Source organism: Allobosea sp. Root381 (assembly GCF_001429395.1).
In the GTDB taxonomy this organism is placed as follows: Bacteria; Pseudomonadota; Alphaproteobacteria; order Rhizobiales; family Beijerinckiaceae; genus Allobosea.
In genome coordinates, this window is the sequence record NZ_LMJT01000018.1 from 52,730 (window position 1) to 68,501 (window position 15,772).

At 64.5% G+C, this 15,772-nt stretch carries 14 protein-coding genes; 9 read left to right on the top strand and 5 right to left on the bottom strand.

The annotated features are described in order from the left end of the window. Window position 1: 1 nt before the first annotated feature. Window positions 2-1,030, bottom strand: a complete 1,029-nt coding sequence (locus ASE63_RS15895; RefSeq protein ID WP_056803099.1) for an amino acid ABC transporter substrate-binding protein — start codon at window positions 1,028-1,030, stop codon at window positions 2-4. A 52-nt stretch (window positions 1,031-1,082) separates the two neighbouring features. On the opposite strand from ASE63_RS15895, the gene ASE63_RS15900 reads away from it, so the two are divergent. The 7 genes from ASE63_RS15900 to ASE63_RS28735 all read left to right on the top strand — a co-directional run bounded on the left by ASE63_RS15900 (window position 1,083) and on the right by ASE63_RS28735 (window position 9,570). After that, entirely contained in the window at window positions 1,083-2,438 is a 1,356-nt protein-coding gene (locus tag ASE63_RS15900; RefSeq protein WP_162261786.1) for a pyridoxal phosphate-dependent aminotransferase, read from the top strand. Between the two features lie 425 nt (window positions 2,439-2,863). Continuing rightward, complete coding sequence (locus ASE63_RS15905) at window positions 2,864-4,366, top strand: glutathione ABC transporter substrate-binding protein (RefSeq protein WP_244491421.1); 1,503 nt, start codon at window positions 2,864-2,866, stop codon at window positions 4,364-4,366. Window positions 4,367-4,377: 11 nt separating this feature from the next. Next, the gene (locus ASE63_RS15910) at window positions 4,378-6,204 is read left to right on the top strand and encodes an ABC transporter ATP-binding protein (RefSeq protein WP_056803052.1); all 1,827 of its coding nucleotides are present in this window, start codon (window positions 4,378-4,380) and stop codon (window positions 6,202-6,204) included. A gap of 51 nt (window positions 6,205-6,255) precedes the next feature. Next, the gene (locus tag ASE63_RS15915) at window positions 6,256-7,179 is read left to right on the top strand and encodes an ABC transporter permease subunit (RefSeq protein WP_056803055.1); all 924 of its coding nucleotides are present in this window, start codon (window positions 6,256-6,258) and stop codon (window positions 7,177-7,179) included. After that, complete coding sequence (locus ASE63_RS15920; RefSeq protein ID WP_056803058.1) at window positions 7,176-8,030, top strand: ABC transporter permease subunit; 855 nt, start codon at window positions 7,176-7,178, stop codon at window positions 8,028-8,030. The genes ASE63_RS15915 and ASE63_RS15920 overlap by 4 nt, the downstream gene beginning before the upstream one ends. A 36-nt stretch (window positions 8,031-8,066) precedes the next feature. Next, entirely contained in the window at window positions 8,067-9,272 is a 1,206-nt protein-coding gene (gene megL / locus ASE63_RS15925; RefSeq protein ID WP_156410405.1) for a methionine gamma-lyase, read from the top strand. A 169-nt stretch (window positions 9,273-9,441) separates the two neighbouring features. After that, a complete protein-coding gene (locus tag ASE63_RS28735; RefSeq protein ID WP_280137447.1) occupies window positions 9,442-9,570 on the top strand; it encodes a hypothetical protein in 129 nt (42 codons plus the stop codon). Window positions 9,571-9,797: 227 nt separating this feature from the next. Here the strand turns inward: ASE63_RS28735 and ASE63_RS15930 are convergent, their stop codons facing one another. The 4 genes from ASE63_RS15930 to ASE63_RS26655 form a co-directional block, all read right to left on the bottom strand. Then, window positions 9,798-11,345, bottom strand: a complete 1,548-nt coding sequence (locus ASE63_RS15930) for an acyltransferase (protein WP_162261787.1) — start codon at window positions 11,343-11,345, stop codon at window positions 9,798-9,800. 484 nt (window positions 11,346-11,829) lie between these two features. After that, complete coding sequence (locus tag ASE63_RS27330; RefSeq protein ID WP_156410406.1) at window positions 11,830-11,997, bottom strand: hypothetical protein; 168 nt, start codon at window positions 11,995-11,997, stop codon at window positions 11,830-11,832. Continuing rightward, complete coding sequence (locus ASE63_RS15935) at window positions 11,967-12,158, bottom strand: hypothetical protein (protein ID WP_056803068.1); 192 nt, start codon at window positions 12,156-12,158, stop codon at window positions 11,967-11,969. Before ASE63_RS15935 ends, ASE63_RS27330 begins: the two co-directional genes overlap by 31 nt. Before the next feature lie 516 nt (window positions 12,159-12,674). Next, on the bottom strand, window positions 12,675-12,839 hold the full coding sequence (locus ASE63_RS26655) for a peptidoglycan-binding domain-containing protein (protein ID WP_082610000.1): 165 nt from the start codon (window positions 12,837-12,839) through the stop codon (window positions 12,675-12,677). A gap of 15 nt (window positions 12,840-12,854) precedes the next feature. On the opposite strand from ASE63_RS26655, the gene ASE63_RS15940 reads away from it, so the two are divergent. Next, window positions 12,855-15,098, top strand: coding sequence for a tetratricopeptide repeat protein (locus ASE63_RS15940; RefSeq protein WP_156410407.1), 2,244 nt, complete (start codon window positions 12,855-12,857; stop codon window positions 15,096-15,098). Between the two features lie 238 nt (window positions 15,099-15,336). Further along, complete coding sequence (locus ASE63_RS15945) at window positions 15,337-15,669, top strand: hypothetical protein (protein ID WP_056803074.1); 333 nt, start codon at window positions 15,337-15,339, stop codon at window positions 15,667-15,669. Window positions 15,670-15,772: the final 103 nt, after the last annotated feature.

Genomic DNA, 15,772 nt, shown 5'->3' on the forward strand with positions numbered 1-15,772 from the left:
ATCACTGGAACGGCGGCGAATAGAGCAGGCCGCCCTCGTTCCAGAGGCGATTCTGTTCGCGGGCCAGGCCGAGCGGCGTCTGGGGCCCGAGATTGCGGTTCCAGATATCGGCGTAGTTGCCGACCGCCCTGATCACCCGGTAGGCCCAGGCATCGTCGAGGCCGAAGGGTTTGCCGAGGCCCGGCTCGACGCCGAGCAGGCGGCGCGTCTCGGCCTGCGGGCTCTTGCGCTGCTCCTCGACATTGGCCTGGGTGATGCCCAGTTCCTCTGCCGCCACCAGCGCATTCAGCGTCCAACGCGCGATCGCGGCAAAGTTAGGATCGTCCTGGCGGACGGCCGGGCCGAGCGGCGATTTTGTGATGCGTTCCGGCAAGATGACGAAATCGTCCGGCTTCGGCGCACGCGCCGCGCGGCTGGCCGAGAGCGTCGAGGCATCGGAGAGGTAGACGTCGCAGCGGCCGGCATAGAAGGCCTGCTCCAGCTCCACGAGATTCTCGATGACCACGGGGCGGAAGGCGAGCTTGTTGCTCTTGAAGTAGTCGACCAGGTTCTGCTCGTTGACGGTGCCCGGCTGCACGCAGACCTGCGCACCGTCGAGTTCCTTCGCGCTCTTCACGCCGAGCTTCTTCGGCACGAGAAATCCCTGGCCGTCATAGAAGATCGTCCCGACGAAGGTCACGCCCAGGCCGGCATCGCGGCTCGAGGTGATCGTCGTGTTGCGGGAGAGGACATCGACCTCCTTGGACTGCAGGGCGGTGAAGCGCTGCTGCGAGCTGAGCGGCGTGAAGCGGACCTTCTCACCGTCGCCCAAGATCGCCGCCGCCAGAGCGCGGCAGTAATCGACATCGAGCCCGGCCCAGCGGCCATTGCCGCCGGCCAGCGAAAGCCCGGCGGAGCCCTGGCTCACGCCGCAAACCAGCTCGCCGCGCGCCTTGATCGCATCGACGGTCGGGCCGGCCATGGCCTGCGCGATCGGCAGGGACAGCGTGGCAGCGACTGCCAAACCAATACGGCGCACCGTCTCGAACATCATAACCGCCTCATTCCGATCATTCGCCAGGCAGCGTCGCCGGGCCGTGGGATTGCTGGTTCGCCGGATTGCCGGCAAGCCAAGCATGTTGTCTATCGATTTTATAGATATATACAAGACGGCACGGCGCATCCCTCTGTCCTGCGCCGAGCTGGAGAAACTCATGTCGGCATCCGCCTCGTCCGTCACCCTCGATCCGCATTCGCGCCTGTCGACACGGGGGAAGACGATCCGCGACTCGCCGACGATGGCGCTCACCCGGCTGGCGGCCGAGCTGCGGGCCGCCGGACGCGATGTTCTGGCACTGAGCGCGGGCGAGCCCGATTTCGGCTCGCCCCTCGCGGCGGCAGAGGCCGGCATTGCCGCGATCCGGCGTGGCGACACCCGCTACACCGCCGTCGACGGCCTTCTCGCGCTTCGCAGGGCGATTGCCGACAAGCTGCTGCGGGAGAACGGCGTGAGCTACGACGCCGCCGAGATCACCGTCTCCAGCGGCTCGAAGATCTTGCTTCTGACCGCACTGATGGCGCTGCTGGACCGCGACGACGAGGTTCTGGTGCCGGCCCCGTTCTGGGTGTCTTATCCGGAGATGGTGCGGTACGCCGACGGCGCCACCCGCCTGGTTCCGACCACGCAGGCGAACGGCTTCCGGCTCACCCCGCAGGATCTGGAAGCCGCCATCGGCCCGCGCACGAAGCTGCTGATCCTCAACAACCCCAACAACCCGACCGGGGCGATCTACACCAACGAGCACCTCGCCGCGCTGGGCGAGGTTCTGGCCCGCCATCCGCAGGTCGCGGTGCTGACCGACGAGATCTACGAGCACCTGAACTTCGACGGCGTGAACCCGGGCAACCTCGTCGCTGCGGCTCCTCATCTGCGCGACCGTACTGTCCTGGTGAACGGCTTCTCCAAGGGCTATGGGCTGACCGGCTGGCGACTCGGCTTCGCCGCGGCACCCAAGCCGATCATCGCCGCGATCAACGCGCTCAACTCGCAAGGGGTCAGCTCCCCCAGCACGATCGCGCAATACGCCGCGCTGGCAGCGCTCGCCGACAACCAGGAGTTCAGGGACCGGAATCGCAAGGAGTATGAGGAGCGGCGCGATCTGGTGGTAGCCACGGTCGCAGTGACACCCGGCTTAGAACTGGCCGCCCCACAATCGGCCTTCTACGCCTATGTCAACTGCGCGGGGCTGGTCGGCAGGACGGCCCCATCCGGCCAGCGCATGGAGACCGATGAGGACGTGGCGCGTGAAATCCTGGAGACCGAGGGCTTGGCCATCGTGCCGGGGACGCCGTTCGGCCTGTCACCTTATTTCCGCCTGTCCTTCTGCGTCGATCGCGAAACGCTCGCTGATGGCCTGAAGCGCCTGCACCGCTTCGCCACGCGGGTCACCAATGGCTGATCTCGGCTGCCGAAGGGGCGGATTCCGTTCATCCGCTCAGCGAACGGACTTGAGTCCATCGGACGGATCGCCCCTGCGAAGGCTGGCGGGCGAACGACGTCACCGTTCGTCAAACCAAACGATCTCAATTTGATCTCCGGCAGGACGCTGGAGCTCGCCGGTAGGCGCTCGCTTCGTACCCCCAGTCGAAGCGAGCACCTACGCAGCCTTGCAAACAAAGAATAATCTTCTGCAAGGCGCCGCGAATTTGGTTCCCCTTTGTCCGCACAACGCTGGACTTCGACCTGCCAAATCCCGATCCTAGAGTCGTTCGTTTCTAAGAACGACCGTGACGCCTGTAGTGACCCCAAAGTGCCGAGCCGGAGATGCCGCTCATGCCCAGATCGCTGCCTTCATCCAGTCGCATTCGCACCGCCTTTCGATCGGTGGCCGTAGCAGCCCTCCTCGGTCTCGCGAGTCCGGTTCTCGCTGCAGGGCAGATCACGGTCGGCGTCGGCGACAACATCCTCGGCCTCGACCCTACAGACCTCAACGACTCGGTGTCGCTTTCCGCCAGCCGGCTGTTCTTCCAGGGGCTCTACGGCTTCGACCGCAACCTCAAGCTCGTGCCGGTTCTGGCCGAACGCAGCGAGGTCAACGCCAATTCGACCGAATACACCGTCCATCTGCGGCGAGACGTCAAATTCCATGACGGAACGCCCTTCGATGCGGCCGCGGTCAAGCTGAACTACGACCGGCTGCGAGACCCGTCCAACCGCCTCAAGCGGCAAAGCCTGCTCGAGGCGCTCGACAGGGTCGAGGTCGTCGACGCGTTCACCGTTCGCCTGATCCTGAAGGCTCCATCGGGCGTGCTGCTCAACTATCTTGCTCACACCGGCGCTTCGATCCTGAGCCCGAAGGCGATCGCACAATACGGCGCGGACATCTCGCGGCATCCGGTCGGCACCGGGCCTTTCGTCTTCGCGAGCTGGACGCCAGACACGCTCAAGGCGTCGCGCAACCAGCAATACTGGCGGCAGGGCCTGCCGCGCCTCGACGGCGTCACGATCCGCAGCGTTCCCGAAGGCGGCGCGAGGCTCGCCTTGCTGCGTTCCGGCGAAGCGCAGTTCGTCTTCCCCCTGCCGCCCGAGACAGTGCAGATCGTCGAACGCGACGAGCGCCTCGCCATCGACAAGACGCCCTCGATCGTGGCGCAGTATGTCGCGCTCAATACCACCAGGAAGCCGTTCGACGATCCGCGCGTCCGGCAGGCTCTCAACTATGCCATCGACAAGGCCGCCTTCATCAAGGTCGTCTACAATGGCTTCGGCACGCCGATGGACGCCCCCGTCGCGCCGGGCATCGCCTTCTACAACAAGCAGGGCGTCTGGCCCTACGACCCCGCCAAGGCGAAGCAGTTGCTGGCCGAGGCAGGCTATCCGAACGGGTTCGAGACCGAGATCTGGAACTTCAGCAACACCCTCAACAACAGGGCCTCGCAGTTCCTCCAGCAGCAGCTGGCCGCAGTCGGCGTCAAGGTGGCGGTCAATCCGCTTGAAGCCGGCGTCGCAACCACGAGACTGTGGGGCGCCAAGACCCCGGAAGAGGCCCAGGTCCGCATGTTCTTCGGCAGCTGGGCGCCTTCGACCGGCGATGCCGACTGGGCACTGCGGCCGCTGCTGTCGAGCCGCAGCTATCCACCAGCGCTCTACAACCTCGCCTATTTCAAGGATGACGCGGTCGATGCCGCTCTTCAGAAGGGCCTGGCCACCGCCGATCCGGCCGAGCGGAAGGCCGCCTATGACGAGGTCCAGAAGATCGTCTGGGAGAAGGCTCCTTGGATATTCCTGTCGATCAACACGCTGGTGCTCGGCCGGGACAAGCGCCTGGTCGGCCTCAGCCAGTTGCCCGACACCTCCGTGACCTATGAGGAAGCGGAGCTGAAATAGGCCCCAGCTCAATGGACAACTCAGGACTTCTCGAGGTCCAGGGCCTTTCCGTCAGCTTTCCCGACGATAACGGCCGGGCGATGGTGGTGCGCGATCTCGACCTGGCGGTCGGGCCCGGCGAGACCGTCGCGCTCGTCGGCGAATCCGGCTCCGGCAAATCCGTCACCGCGCTCGCCGTCACACGCCTCCTCGACCATGGTCCCGGCCGGATTATTTCCGGCCGGATCCTGTACCGCGACCGAGCCGGTACGCTCCGTGATCTCGCACGGGAGGACAAGGAGGCGATGCGGGGGCTGCGTGGGCCCGAAATCGCGATGGTCTTCCAGCAGCCGATGAGCTCGCTCAACCCGGTGATGCGGATCGGCGACCAGATCGCGGAAGGCATCGTCGAGCATCAGAAACTCGGCTGGCAGGCAGCACTTGCCGAGGCGCAGCGCCTGCTCGAACGCGTGCGCATCCCGGACGCCGGCCGACAGCTGCGCAGCTATCCGTTCGAAATTTCGGGCGGGATGCGGCAGCGGGCGATGATCGCCATCGCGCTGGCCAGCCGTCCGCGGCTGCTCATCGCGGATGAGCCGACGACCGCGCTCGACGTCACGGTGCAGGCTCAGGTGCTGCGCCTGCTGCACGAGCTCCAGCGCGAACTCGGCACGGGCCTGCTGTTCATCACCCACGACATGGGCGTCGTCGCCGAACTGGCCGATCGCATCGTGGTGATGCGGGGTGGCGAACAGCTCGAGGCAGGCAGTGTGGGCAAGGTCTTCGCCACGCCATCTCATCCCTATACGCGCAGCCTCCTCGCCGCCGTGCCGGTTCTCGGCAGCCTCAACGACACCGCATTGCCGGTGCCATTCGCGGAGCCGCCCGAGCCGTCGGGGCCACAGGACACGGTGACCGCGGCGCCGCCGGTGCTGGAAGTGATAGACCTCGTCACACGGTTCGATATCCGGGACGCGCTGGGTGGTGTCCGAGCCCGTGTCCATGCCGTCGAGCAGGTCAGTCTCGACGTCCGTCCTGGAGAGACGCTCGCACTCGTTGGCGAGAGCGGCTGCGGCAAGAGCACGCTCGGGCGCAGCATCGTGCGTCTGGAAGCGCCCTCCTCCGGCCGTATCCTCTTTCGCGGCCAGGATGTTCTCGGCGCAACTCAGGACGGCGCTGCAGACGGCAGCATCCGGCGCGGCATCCAATATGTCTTCCAGGATCCGTTCAGCGCGCTGGATCCGCGCCTCACCGTCGGCTTCTCGGTGGCCGAGCCCATTCATGCTCATGGGCTTGCCAAGGGCGCAGCTGTCATCGACCGCGTCGGAGAGCTGCTGAACCTGGTCGGGCTGCCCCGCGAATTCTCGTCTCGCTATCCCCACGAACTCTCGGGCGGCCAGTGCCAACGCATCGGAATTGCGCGAGCCCTCGCCTCGGAGCCGCAGCTGATCATCGCCGACGAGGCGGTCGCGGCGCTCGACGTGTCGATCCGCGCGCAGATCGTCAACCTGCTGATGGGCCTGCAGCGACGACTGGGCCTCGCCTGCCTGTTCATCTCGCACGACATGGCGGTGGTCGAGCGGATCAGCCACCGGATCGCGGTGATGTATCTGGGGCAGATCGTCGAAGTCGGCCCCCGCCAGGCGGTCCTGTCATCCCCGCAGCACCGCTATACGCGTCGCCTCCTCAGCGCTGTCCCGGTGCCCGATCCCGCACGTCGCCGTGCCGAAATCGAAATCGACGACACCGAGGTGCCGAGCCCGTTGCGGGCACCGAACGACATTCCCAACGTTGCCCCGCTGGTTCAGGTGGGGCCGGAGCACTTCGTCGCACGCCACCGCGTTGGAGGCCTCTATTGAGAACTCGGCAATGCCACGCTTCCTGAAGACCGCGGCAAGGAGCGCGAGCCAATGCTGACCTTCGTCCTGCGGCGGCTGCTGGGCGCGCTGCCCGTCCTGCTGGCCGTGTCGCTCTTTGTCTTCGGCTTCGTCCGGCTCCTGCCCGGCGATCCGGCTCGCCTGGTTGCGGGCGCCGATGCGACGGAGCAGGAGGTCGCATCGGCGCGCGAGGTCCTTGGGCTCGATCGTCCGATCTGGGAACAGTACCTGCGCTATGCCGGGGCGACCGTCCGCGGTGATTTCGGGATCTCGAGCCGGACGCGCGAACCCGTCTTCGAGGTGATCGCAGTGCGCTTCTGGCCGACCTTCTGGCTTACTCTCGCAGCCATGGGATGGGCCACGCTGATCGGAACAGCGATCGGGGTCTGGGCTGGCGCGAAGCGCGGCCGATGGCAGGATCAGGCGGTGATGCTGGCGGCGATCGGCGGTCTGTCCTTTCCCGGGTTCTGGCTCGGCCTCCTGCTGATCAATCTGTTCTCGGTGCATCTCGGCTGGCTGCCGACAGGCGGCTTCGACGGCTGGAGCTCGCTGATCATGCCCTCCTTCACGCTCGGGCTCGGAGTTGCAGCAATTCTCGCCCGCTTCACGCGTTCGGCCTTCGTCGATGTCAGCGGCGAGGATTTCGTCCGCACGGCACGCAGCAAGGGCCTGCGAGAGCGACGCGTGATCTGGCGCCACGCCGTCCGCAACGCGCTCATTCCGGTCGTGACCCTGACCGGGCTGGAGTTCGGTACGCTCCTGGGCGGCGCGATCGTGGTCGAGACGGTGTTCGCCTGGCCGGGGTTGGGGCGCCTCCTCGTCGACAGCATCGCCTTCCGCGACTACCCCGTGATCCAGGCGCTAATCCTGCTCCTTTCGGCCGAGTTCGTGCTCATCAACCTGGTGGTCGACGTGCTCTACGGCGTGCTGAACCCCGCGATCAGGCTGCGCTCATGACGGCGGCTCCCCTTCGTTCGCCCGCGCGCGAGTTCTGGCGCCGCTTTCGACGCCGGCACACAGCCTTGCTCGCAGCCGCCATCATCGCACTCGTCATTCTCTTAGCCTTGTTCGCGCCGTTCATCGCCCCCTATGACCCCACGGCCGCAGATTACGACGCGCTGCTGCAAGGGCCGACGCTGGCGCACCTCGCCGGTACGGACTCGTACGGCCGCGACATCCTCAGCCGCATCATCTGGGGAGGCCGCATCTCGCTGGCGGTCGGGCTGATATCGGCACTGGCCGGCGGCATCGTCGGCACCATCATGGGGCTGGTCAGCGGCTGGAGCGGCGGCTGGGTCGATGCGCTCCTGATGCGGATATGCGACGTCCTCTTCGCGTTTCCAGGCCTCCTGCTCGCCATCGCGGTGGTGGCCCTCCTCGGCCCGGGCGTGGAAAACGTCATCTGGGCCGTCGCCATCTTCAGCGTGCCGGTCTTCGCTCGCCTGACTCGCGGCAGCACGCTGGCGTTGAAGCAGACCCAATACGTCCAGGCAGCGCGGGCGATCGGCGTATCCCGGCATAAGCTGATCCTGCATCATATCCTCCCCGGAGCCCTCCCCGCCGTGATCGTCTATATGAGCCTGCGGATCGGCTCGGCCATTCTCGTGGGAGCGGCGCTGTCCTTCATCGGATTGGGAGCACAGCCGCCAAGCTCCGAATGGGGCGCCATGCTGGCGGATGGCCGAAGCTATCTCGGGGTGGCCGATCACCTGACCATCTTTCCCGGGCTTGCCATCTTCATCGTCGTGCTCTGCTTCAACGTCCTGGGCGACGGCCTGCGCGATGCCCTGAACCAGAAGCTGCAATAAATCGAACCCAATGCCAGTGATCGAGGAGGAATGACCATGTCGCGAGATGTCAGGCGGAACCGGGCGCAGGGCTTTGCCACCCGCGCGATCCATCTCGGCTATGATCCGGCCGAACATGACGGTGCCCTGACGCCGCCGATCTACATGACCTCAACCTATGCCCTCGAGAGCGCCGAACAGGGCGCGGCGATCTTCCGCGGCGAAGAACCAGGCTACGTCTACGGCCGCACCAAGAACCCGACCCAGGCGATCCTGGAAGAGCGCTTGGCGAGCCTCGAGGGCGCCGAAGCCGGCATGACGGCCGCCTCCGGCATGGGCGCGATCTCGAGCGTCATGCTGACGCTGCTATCGCCGGGCGACGAGGTCGTGATCGACCACACCCTGTACGGCAACACCTTCGCGCTCTTCACCCAGGGGCTGACCAAGCTCGGCATCACCGCGCGCCCTGCCGACTTCACGCGGCCGGAAACGCTCGCCGACAAGATCAGCGAGCGCACCAAGGTCGTCTTCTTCGAAACACCGGCGAACCCGAACCTCCGGGTGATCGACATCGCGGAAGTCTCGCGGCTCGCCCATCGCGTCGGTGCCAAAGTCGTGGTCGACAACACCTTCGCGACCCCGGTCCTGCAGCGTCCGATCGAGTTTGGCGCCGACATCGTCGTTCATTCCGGCACCAAATATCTGGGCGGGCATGGCGATCTCCTCGCGGGCATCGTCGTCGGCTCGGCTGACATGGTGAAGCAGGTCAGGGGCTCCGGCCTGCGCTGGATGACGGGTGCGACGCTTTCGCCCTTCAACTGCTTCCTGATGCTGCGCGGCCTTAAAACCCTCGAAGTCCGCGTCGAGCGTCATGCCGCGTCGGCGCTCAAGGTGGCGCGCGAATTGGAGCGCCATCCCCGGATCGCCAGCATCTCCTATCCGGGCCTGGAATCGTTCCCGCAATTCGATCTGGCGCAGCGACAGATGGCTGGATCGGGCGGAGGCCTGATCTCCTTCGAACTCGACGGCGGCCTGGAGACAGGCATGGCGTTCATGAACCATCTGAGCCTGATCACACGAGCCGTCAGTCTCGGCGACGCCGAAACGCTGATCCAGCATCCCGCCAGCATGACCCACGCCGTCGTCAGCCGCGATGACCGCCTCAGGCATGGCATCAGCGACGGGCTCCTGCGCCTGTCGATCGGCCTGGAGAACGTCGACGATATCCTGGACGATCTCGACCAGGCGCTCAGCGCTCTCTGACTATTCCGGAGGCTCGCAGAAAGGGACGCAGGGATGGGCCGCGAACGAAAGCGGCCCGCAATCCCGAAATCGCCGGCCTGGCGACTCCGAAGCGGCCCGATGAAGGGGTGCGCGGAGCGCAACTATCCGCTCGTCCAACGGGTGGCGGCCGAGCTACGCGCCGAAGGCCATGGGGTACAACCCGGCCGAGTTCACGCACGACGCCTCGTCCGGCGCCTTCCCGATCCGCAAGGCGTTCGCCGAATACAGCGCGTTAATCTGCGGCCAAGCCTGCACCATCGTGCTGCTGCCTGGCTGACAGCGGTCGCTCGGCGTCAGAGCCGAATTGGCTCTCGCCAAGAATGTGGTCTTGAGGTGGTCGAGTGGGCCGACGCCGTCCTCTCGAAGGCCTCGTCCCTCTCCGAATCTCCCTCGGTCACTTCCTCTCGCCCGGAGGAAGAGGAATGAACCCCGCCCCTGAAGCGGCCCGCGGAGTAAACCGACCTCACGGAGATTCGACCATGCTTACCCGCCCAATCGTACAGCTCAGCGGCAGATCGTAGCGAGCGGGCCGGGCGCTATCGGCACCGCGCGACCATCCTCGAAGATAAAGACAGCGTCGAGCCCTCCCTTGGCGCAACTGAAGTCGGTCGGCAGAAAGATCGAAAAACCGAAGCGCCGGCTTTCTAGATCGGAGCGGCCGAGTTCTTTGGCTGTGGCAACGCGCATCCGGCGCATCCGGTCAATCGCCAAGAGATTGCCGGCCTGGCGGATCGCGATATGCGTCGCGAGCGCTGGCCGGTCGAGATCGATGCCATAACCGCGCACGACCCAGCGATTGCCGCCGAATTGCACCGAATCGATCTCGGCCCGTACGCTGAGGGATGCCGCCGTGGGCGGCGAGGCAAAGATTTCTCGAGCCTGCGCTTCCTCGGCGCGATCCTTGCGTACTTCAAGCTCCGTATAGCTGCCGATTGCGAGGAAGACGGCAATGTATCCGAGCGCCCAAGCGCGGAGGCGGCCGTCGCGCGCCTTGTCGATCGCGCGCTTCATCCGCCGATGCAAGCGAACATCCAGAGGCCCGAGCAGAAGCGAAAGTCCGAGCGCCGCACCAACCATCGCAAGCCAGACGAGAGGTGCCGGCAACCATTGGGGCAGTTTTGATTCGATCAGCAGGAAGAGCGGAACATGACACAGGTACAGCACATAACTGGCGTCGCCGAAGCGCGCGAGGAGACTTCCCGTTGGACCGATTGAGATCGGTGGCGGACGACGGATCGCCGCGGCGACGAGCATGGCTGCGGCAATGCCCGACAAGAGGCGCAGGACGTCGGCAGGCAGCAACGGGATCACTATGGCTATGAGCATGGCGGCGACGCCAAGACCAGGCGGCAACCAGCCTCGCCGCTTCAGACCCGCAGAGAGGAACCCTAGTACGAAGGGTAGATTGATGATCAGCAGTGGCAATTCGGTGAGCGTAGGCGTCGCTATATCGGCCGCGCCGCTTCCCCAGACCCAAGAGAACCCCATTGCAACAAGCCAGGCCAGGGCAAACGCCTCACCCCATCGGACAAGGCCCAGCAGCCCGAGCGCCGTCAGGGCCACATAATAGGTCATCTCGAAAAGGAGGGTCCATTCGACGGCAAGGAAATAGCCGCGTGGCCCGGTCGGCACCAGCGTCAAGGTCAGAACGCTCAGACCGCGCGGGCGCCCGTAGGCTAGGAACAGCACTACGGAGAACAGCGCGACCATGAGCAGCATCGGCGGATAAATCCGCGCGACGCGAGCTATCAGAAACCTCCCCCAATCGTCGCGGCGGATGATCTCCGCCATGAGGTAACCGGATAACGCGAAGAATATCGCGACCCCGCCGGCGCCGAAAACGTCGCCGAACACAGCGCTGAAGCGCGTCTCACCGCGCAAGTCTTTCAGATACCACGATGCGTGATAGAGCACGACCGCAATCGCCGCGACCGCTCGGAGATATTGCAGGCGTACATTGTGCTGGACGGCTGTTCCCGATGCAGTCGCGGATGCAACCGAGATCTCGCCTACCGCGGAATCGAAATGAGACCGTCGCGCTATTTCGTTCATCGAAGGCCGCCGGGGAGACGGGTCACAGGGAATGCGGCGAATTTTGCCCCAGCGCAGGCGAAACTCCCGATCCTGCGAACTACATTCCGGCGATTCATCGCTTAGGCACTCGCGTCGGGGGGCAGCGCTGCAGGTTGTTGTGCAGTGTTGAACCATTAGTTCTATGCCACCAATTTGCAAATAGAGTCTCAAGCAAGCTCCCGTGCCGGTGGCCCCTCCTATGAAAATAGCCCGGCCTCCTTGTGGAGAACCGGGCCTCTGACTGTCCTCGCGCAGGGCGAACGGCCGCCACCGAACCTCCCCTACCGCGCGGCGCAGTTTCATCCGCGGCTCGCATTGTTGGCCGGCGAAAACGCCGAAGGCCGCCTAACGACAAAAGGCCCCCCAGCCGAAGCTAGCGGAGCCGAGTCCAGGGAGGAAAGGCCCAAGGAGGGCCGCCCTTGACGACGGCGAGGCGATCGCCGGCTAGGCCGGCAAGTCAGGTTCAAGCCGTTCGCTGGCGACGATCGGCTCGACGCTGTCGGAGACGTCGTTCGACTTCCTCCTCGATGGCATCGTCCTGGGCTTGGTCGGGGGCCATGTCGCGGATCGGCTTCATGTCGGCGATGGTGACGCCGGGGATCAGGCGGTCACCGGCGATCGCCTTGTCCATACTCGCGGCGTCGCGCGTGTCTTCAACTCGACACAGCACGCGGCAAGGCGGTCGCTGATCTCGGCAACGCGGCTGTCGATCGCGGCTTTCTGGCAGCCGGCGAGCGTCAGCGGGCCCAAGGCGACGAGCGCCAGGACGATACGGTTCATGATGATCTCCATGATCAGATCAGGATGGTGAGGGAGTGACGGCGGCCGCCGGCGGTCAGATCAGGCGGCCGAGCTCGTCCTTGCGGACGTCGAAGCTCGCGCAAGCCTTGGCGGCGTACTGGTGTGACCGGTGAACTCTTGATCGTCGGATAGCGAGCGATCAGCGCGTTCACGTGAGTGAGGAGCGCGGCCTTCTGCGCCGGCGTTCCTTGGCGGTATTCCCGTCTGCCGCGACCCCGCCGACATAGACAACCCCGAGCGTCCCGGTGTTGTCCCCGGCGACGTGCGAGCCGATTTCGGCCTCGGGACGGCCCGGCTTCACTATACCGTCGAGCATGACAACCCAGTGATAGCCAGCCCTGCGCCTTGTGCCGGCCGCGGATCGTCTCGACCGACACGTCCCCGCCCTCTGGCGTCGCCGTGCAGCGAATGATCGTCGATCCGGCGCGTGGCGCGGGGAAGTGCGGAGCCCGGCAGCGAGGGCGCGGCCGGCGCCGGCCTGGCCTCCGTCCGCTCCCGGATCTCAGCCTACAGCGCCTTGATCGTTTGCGGCCCGACGATGCCGTCCACCGCCAGCCCGCACCCGCGCTGGAAAGCCTGCATCGCAGTCTTCGTCTTCTGCCCAGCCACGCCGTCGACGACCAGCGAATAGCCAAGCGAAAGCAGCGCGCCTTGCACCCTGCGCGTCTTCATGGGGATACTCCGGGCATGGAAAAGCCGCCACAGAGGGCGGCACGTATGGTCGGGATTCTGGGGTTGTGGTATGGGCCGCTTTGGCCAATGAGCCGCCGCGACGGGGATCAGGCGAGAGTGTCGGTAAACATGCGAGCTAGCCGGGTGCCGCGCACCACGGCAAAATCTCTGCTGCCTTACCTAATTGCGGCAGCACTCGCCTTTCCAAGCCTGGTGTGGGTTCTGCTCGACAACTCGGCCTTTGGAGGCGACCAGTCAGCATACGGCATCGCCACACTAGATCTGTTTCATACGCTGACACACGCGCCGCGCGGGTGGCCGGTCAAAATTCTCGACGTTTATCCCTATAAACCGAACGGCTTAATCTGGCTCGGGCAAGCGTTTCTGCCCCTCGCCTTCATCATCCCTTCGGTCAACACCGCCCTGCTATTAACGAACGTCGCCGTACAAGCCGTCACCATCGTTCTTGTTTACCGAGCTCTTTTTTCTCTGTCTTCAAGCGTAAGTCTAGCAACGACAGCCTGTCTTGTGATCGCATCGGCGCCGATGTTCATCCTCTTCGCCCACCACTACCTCGTCGAGAGCCTTCAGACGATGGCAGTGGCGTGGTTCGTCCTCATCATGTGCCGAGCGCCGGCATGGAACCGCTCGCTCCTGCTCCCGCAACTCGTCGCTGCCACCGCGGTTGCGCTCGCGTCCAAGCAGATCCAACCGTTGTTCTGCGTGTGGCCGGGCCTGGTAGCGTGCATCTATTTGCTCCGCTCTCCCCGCCCCCCCGACCCTACCCAAAGGGGCCTGACAATCGCTAGCTGGACGCTGGCGATCCCAATGGCCGCCCTGACCGCAGCTTGGTATCTCCGCAATCTCGATACCGTGCTCGAGCACCTACGAGCGGGCGCCTTCGGGGAGGGCTACGGTGCGGCCGTCAAGACGATGTGGGGCAGAGAGGACGGCTATCTAAGCGCGCTCACCTTTTGGATGCAGGTTGGGCAGGACAAATTCCTGCCAGGGCTCGCCGGTATTTCCTTGGCGCTGCTGCTGATCGCTATGGCGCTCTATCTGGTGCGAGGAAAGCGGACGCCGTCGCATTTTTCGCTGTGCGCTGGAGTTGCAGCGCTACAAATCCTGACCGTAGTCATGGTCTTTTCGTTGAGCCCTCTCCGGCAAGATCGATACCTCTTGCCGGTATTGCCGTACGTCGCGCTCATCGTCGGATGGAGCCTTGCGCAAATCAACCGCAGTTGGGCAACCGCGGCGGCGTGCGCAATCTTCGCCATGCAGTTTGTGCTGCTGCACGGCAAGGAACTGAAACTGATGCCTGCCAGAGCAGGCGATCTGTCGCTCGCTCAGCGAGTGGATACCGATAGCATTCTCTCTTCGATCGTTGCCCGTACCTGTCCGACCTCCAGCGAAGGCCCAATCCGGAACACAATAGCGATCGAGCCTTCCATCCCCGAAATTGCGGGAGACTGGCTGGCACCGGTGCCCGCCAACTACGTCGTGGCGAGAGATCGGTTTCGCTCGACCAGATCACCCCTTTGCCACTATGACTACCTCGGCGGGTTCTACGGCACCGAACTCTCGGAAGCCTGGGACGCCCTGCTCGCGCAACGAACGCAGAATGTCGTTGTGATCGACCCGACCAAATACTCAACCCCAGCCCAGGTCTTCAATCAGACCCTGAGCAGGGAAAATTTGCCTCGCGTAATGCACAAGCTTGAGACCAGCGGCTTCTACGAGAAGCAGCCGCCGCTGACCGAAGATCCCGGCATCCTGATTTTTCGCAGGACCGAATACGCTCGCACGCCTTCAGAACACATGACGAAGGCCCGCGAACTGTCCTCTCAGGGTCTTTACGAACAAGCTCTGCAGGAAATCCAGCAAGCGACGGTCAAGGCCCCATCGAACGTTGAGGCATGGGCGAATCTCGCTGCCATATATGCGCAAGCCGGCGCCTTTAGAGACGCCATATCGGCAGGCGTTCGCGCTCGCGAGATCGACCCTCGCCACTACTATGTCAATCTCGGGCTCGCTAGGGCCTCGTTTCACCTGGAAGACTGGCGCAAAGCCATCGGCTACGCGATGGATGCCGCTTCTGACGCCCCAAGTAAGGTTGAACGCGCGGGCGCATGGGAACTTGCGGCGAAGGCCGCCTTCCGAGCCGGGGACACCAAAGGAGGGTGCGATCTTCTCGAGCAAGTCCTGACCGCGACAAACATTGCCTCGCCTGAGGCGGTGAGCCACGGCTGTACGAAGTGAGCGCCTTGGTTTCGGGCGCAGTCGCTGCGCAGCGGCAAACCAGCCCCTCACGCTGACGCCTTGCCCGATCCGGCCGGGTCATTAGCGGGCATGTAAATGAGATTTGCGAATCCGGAGCGGACTACCGCACCGCGCGCAGGCGCTCGCTTACGGGCCATGCAGATAGTAGAGCGCTCGACCCTGTGTTATCGCGAGATCATGCGATAGCCGTTAGACGGCATTCCGACAGAGACCTGTAATGCCCGTTCAACGCTATTTGCCGATGTTGCTGGTCACCCTATGGCTTGTCTTCGTGGCCTGGTCCGTTTGGAGGAGTGTCGAGATCAGCGAACAGCCGCTAATCTACGACGCCGTTACATATTGGCTAAAGGCTCGCAATTTTTGGGGGGAAATCACCCAAGGTAATTTTGTCAATCCGCTCAACGTCGAACCCACGGGACGCCCGCCCGGAACGGTCCTTATGTCCTATCCGTTTGGTTTTGACGCTTCGGTGAAGGGCTTTCTATTCCGCTCGACCTTTCTCGCGATCGCATTGACTGTGGCCTGCCCCCATCAGGTGGCCCGGTTTTAATCTAATGCATGGTGGGCTTGGCGGCCACGGTTGAGATGGCCCGCGAAGTGGGTTGGGTTTGTGCAGCCGGCCAGAGCACGGCGGGCGGTGCTGGCGGCTTGTA

Coding starts and splice junctions, on each gene's coding strand:
- ASE63_RS15895 (WP_056803099.1), bottom strand. CDS start 1,030: ATGTTCGAGACGGTGCGCCGTATTGGTTTGGCAGTCGCTGCCACGCTG.
- ASE63_RS15910 (WP_056803052.1), top strand. CDS start 4,378: ATGGACAACTCAGGACTTCTCGAGGTCCAGGGCCTTTCCGTCAGCTTT.
- ASE63_RS15915 (WP_056803055.1), top strand. CDS start 6,256: ATGCTGACCTTCGTCCTGCGGCGGCTGCTGGGCGCGCTGCCCGTCCTG.
- ASE63_RS15920 (WP_056803058.1), top strand. CDS start 7,176: ATGACGGCGGCTCCCCTTCGTTCGCCCGCGCGCGAGTTCTGGCGCCGC.
- megL (WP_156410405.1), top strand. CDS start 8,067: ATGTCGCGAGATGTCAGGCGGAACCGGGCGCAGGGCTTTGCCACCCGC.
- ASE63_RS28735 (WP_280137447.1), top strand. CDS start 9,442: ATGGGGTACAACCCGGCCGAGTTCACGCACGACGCCTCGTCCGGCGCC.
- ASE63_RS15930 (WP_162261787.1), bottom strand. CDS start 11,345: ATGAACGAAATAGCGCGACGGTCTCATTTCGATTCCGCGGTAGGCGAG.
- ASE63_RS27330 (WP_156410406.1), bottom strand. CDS start 11,997: ATGGACAAGGCGATCGCCGGTGACCGCCTGATCCCCGGCGTCACCATC.
- ASE63_RS15935 (WP_056803068.1), bottom strand. CDS start 12,158: ATGGAGATCATCATGAACCGTATCGTCCTGGCGCTCGTCGCCTTGGGC.
- ASE63_RS26655 (WP_082610000.1), bottom strand. CDS start 12,839: ATGAAGACGCGCAGGGTGCAAGGCGCGCTGCTTTCGCTTGGCTATTCG.
- ASE63_RS15940 (WP_156410407.1), top strand. CDS start 12,855: ATGGAAAAGCCGCCACAGAGGGCGGCACGTATGGTCGGGATTCTGGGG.
- ASE63_RS15945 (WP_056803074.1), top strand. CDS start 15,337: ATGCCCGTTCAACGCTATTTGCCGATGTTGCTGGTCACCCTATGGCTT.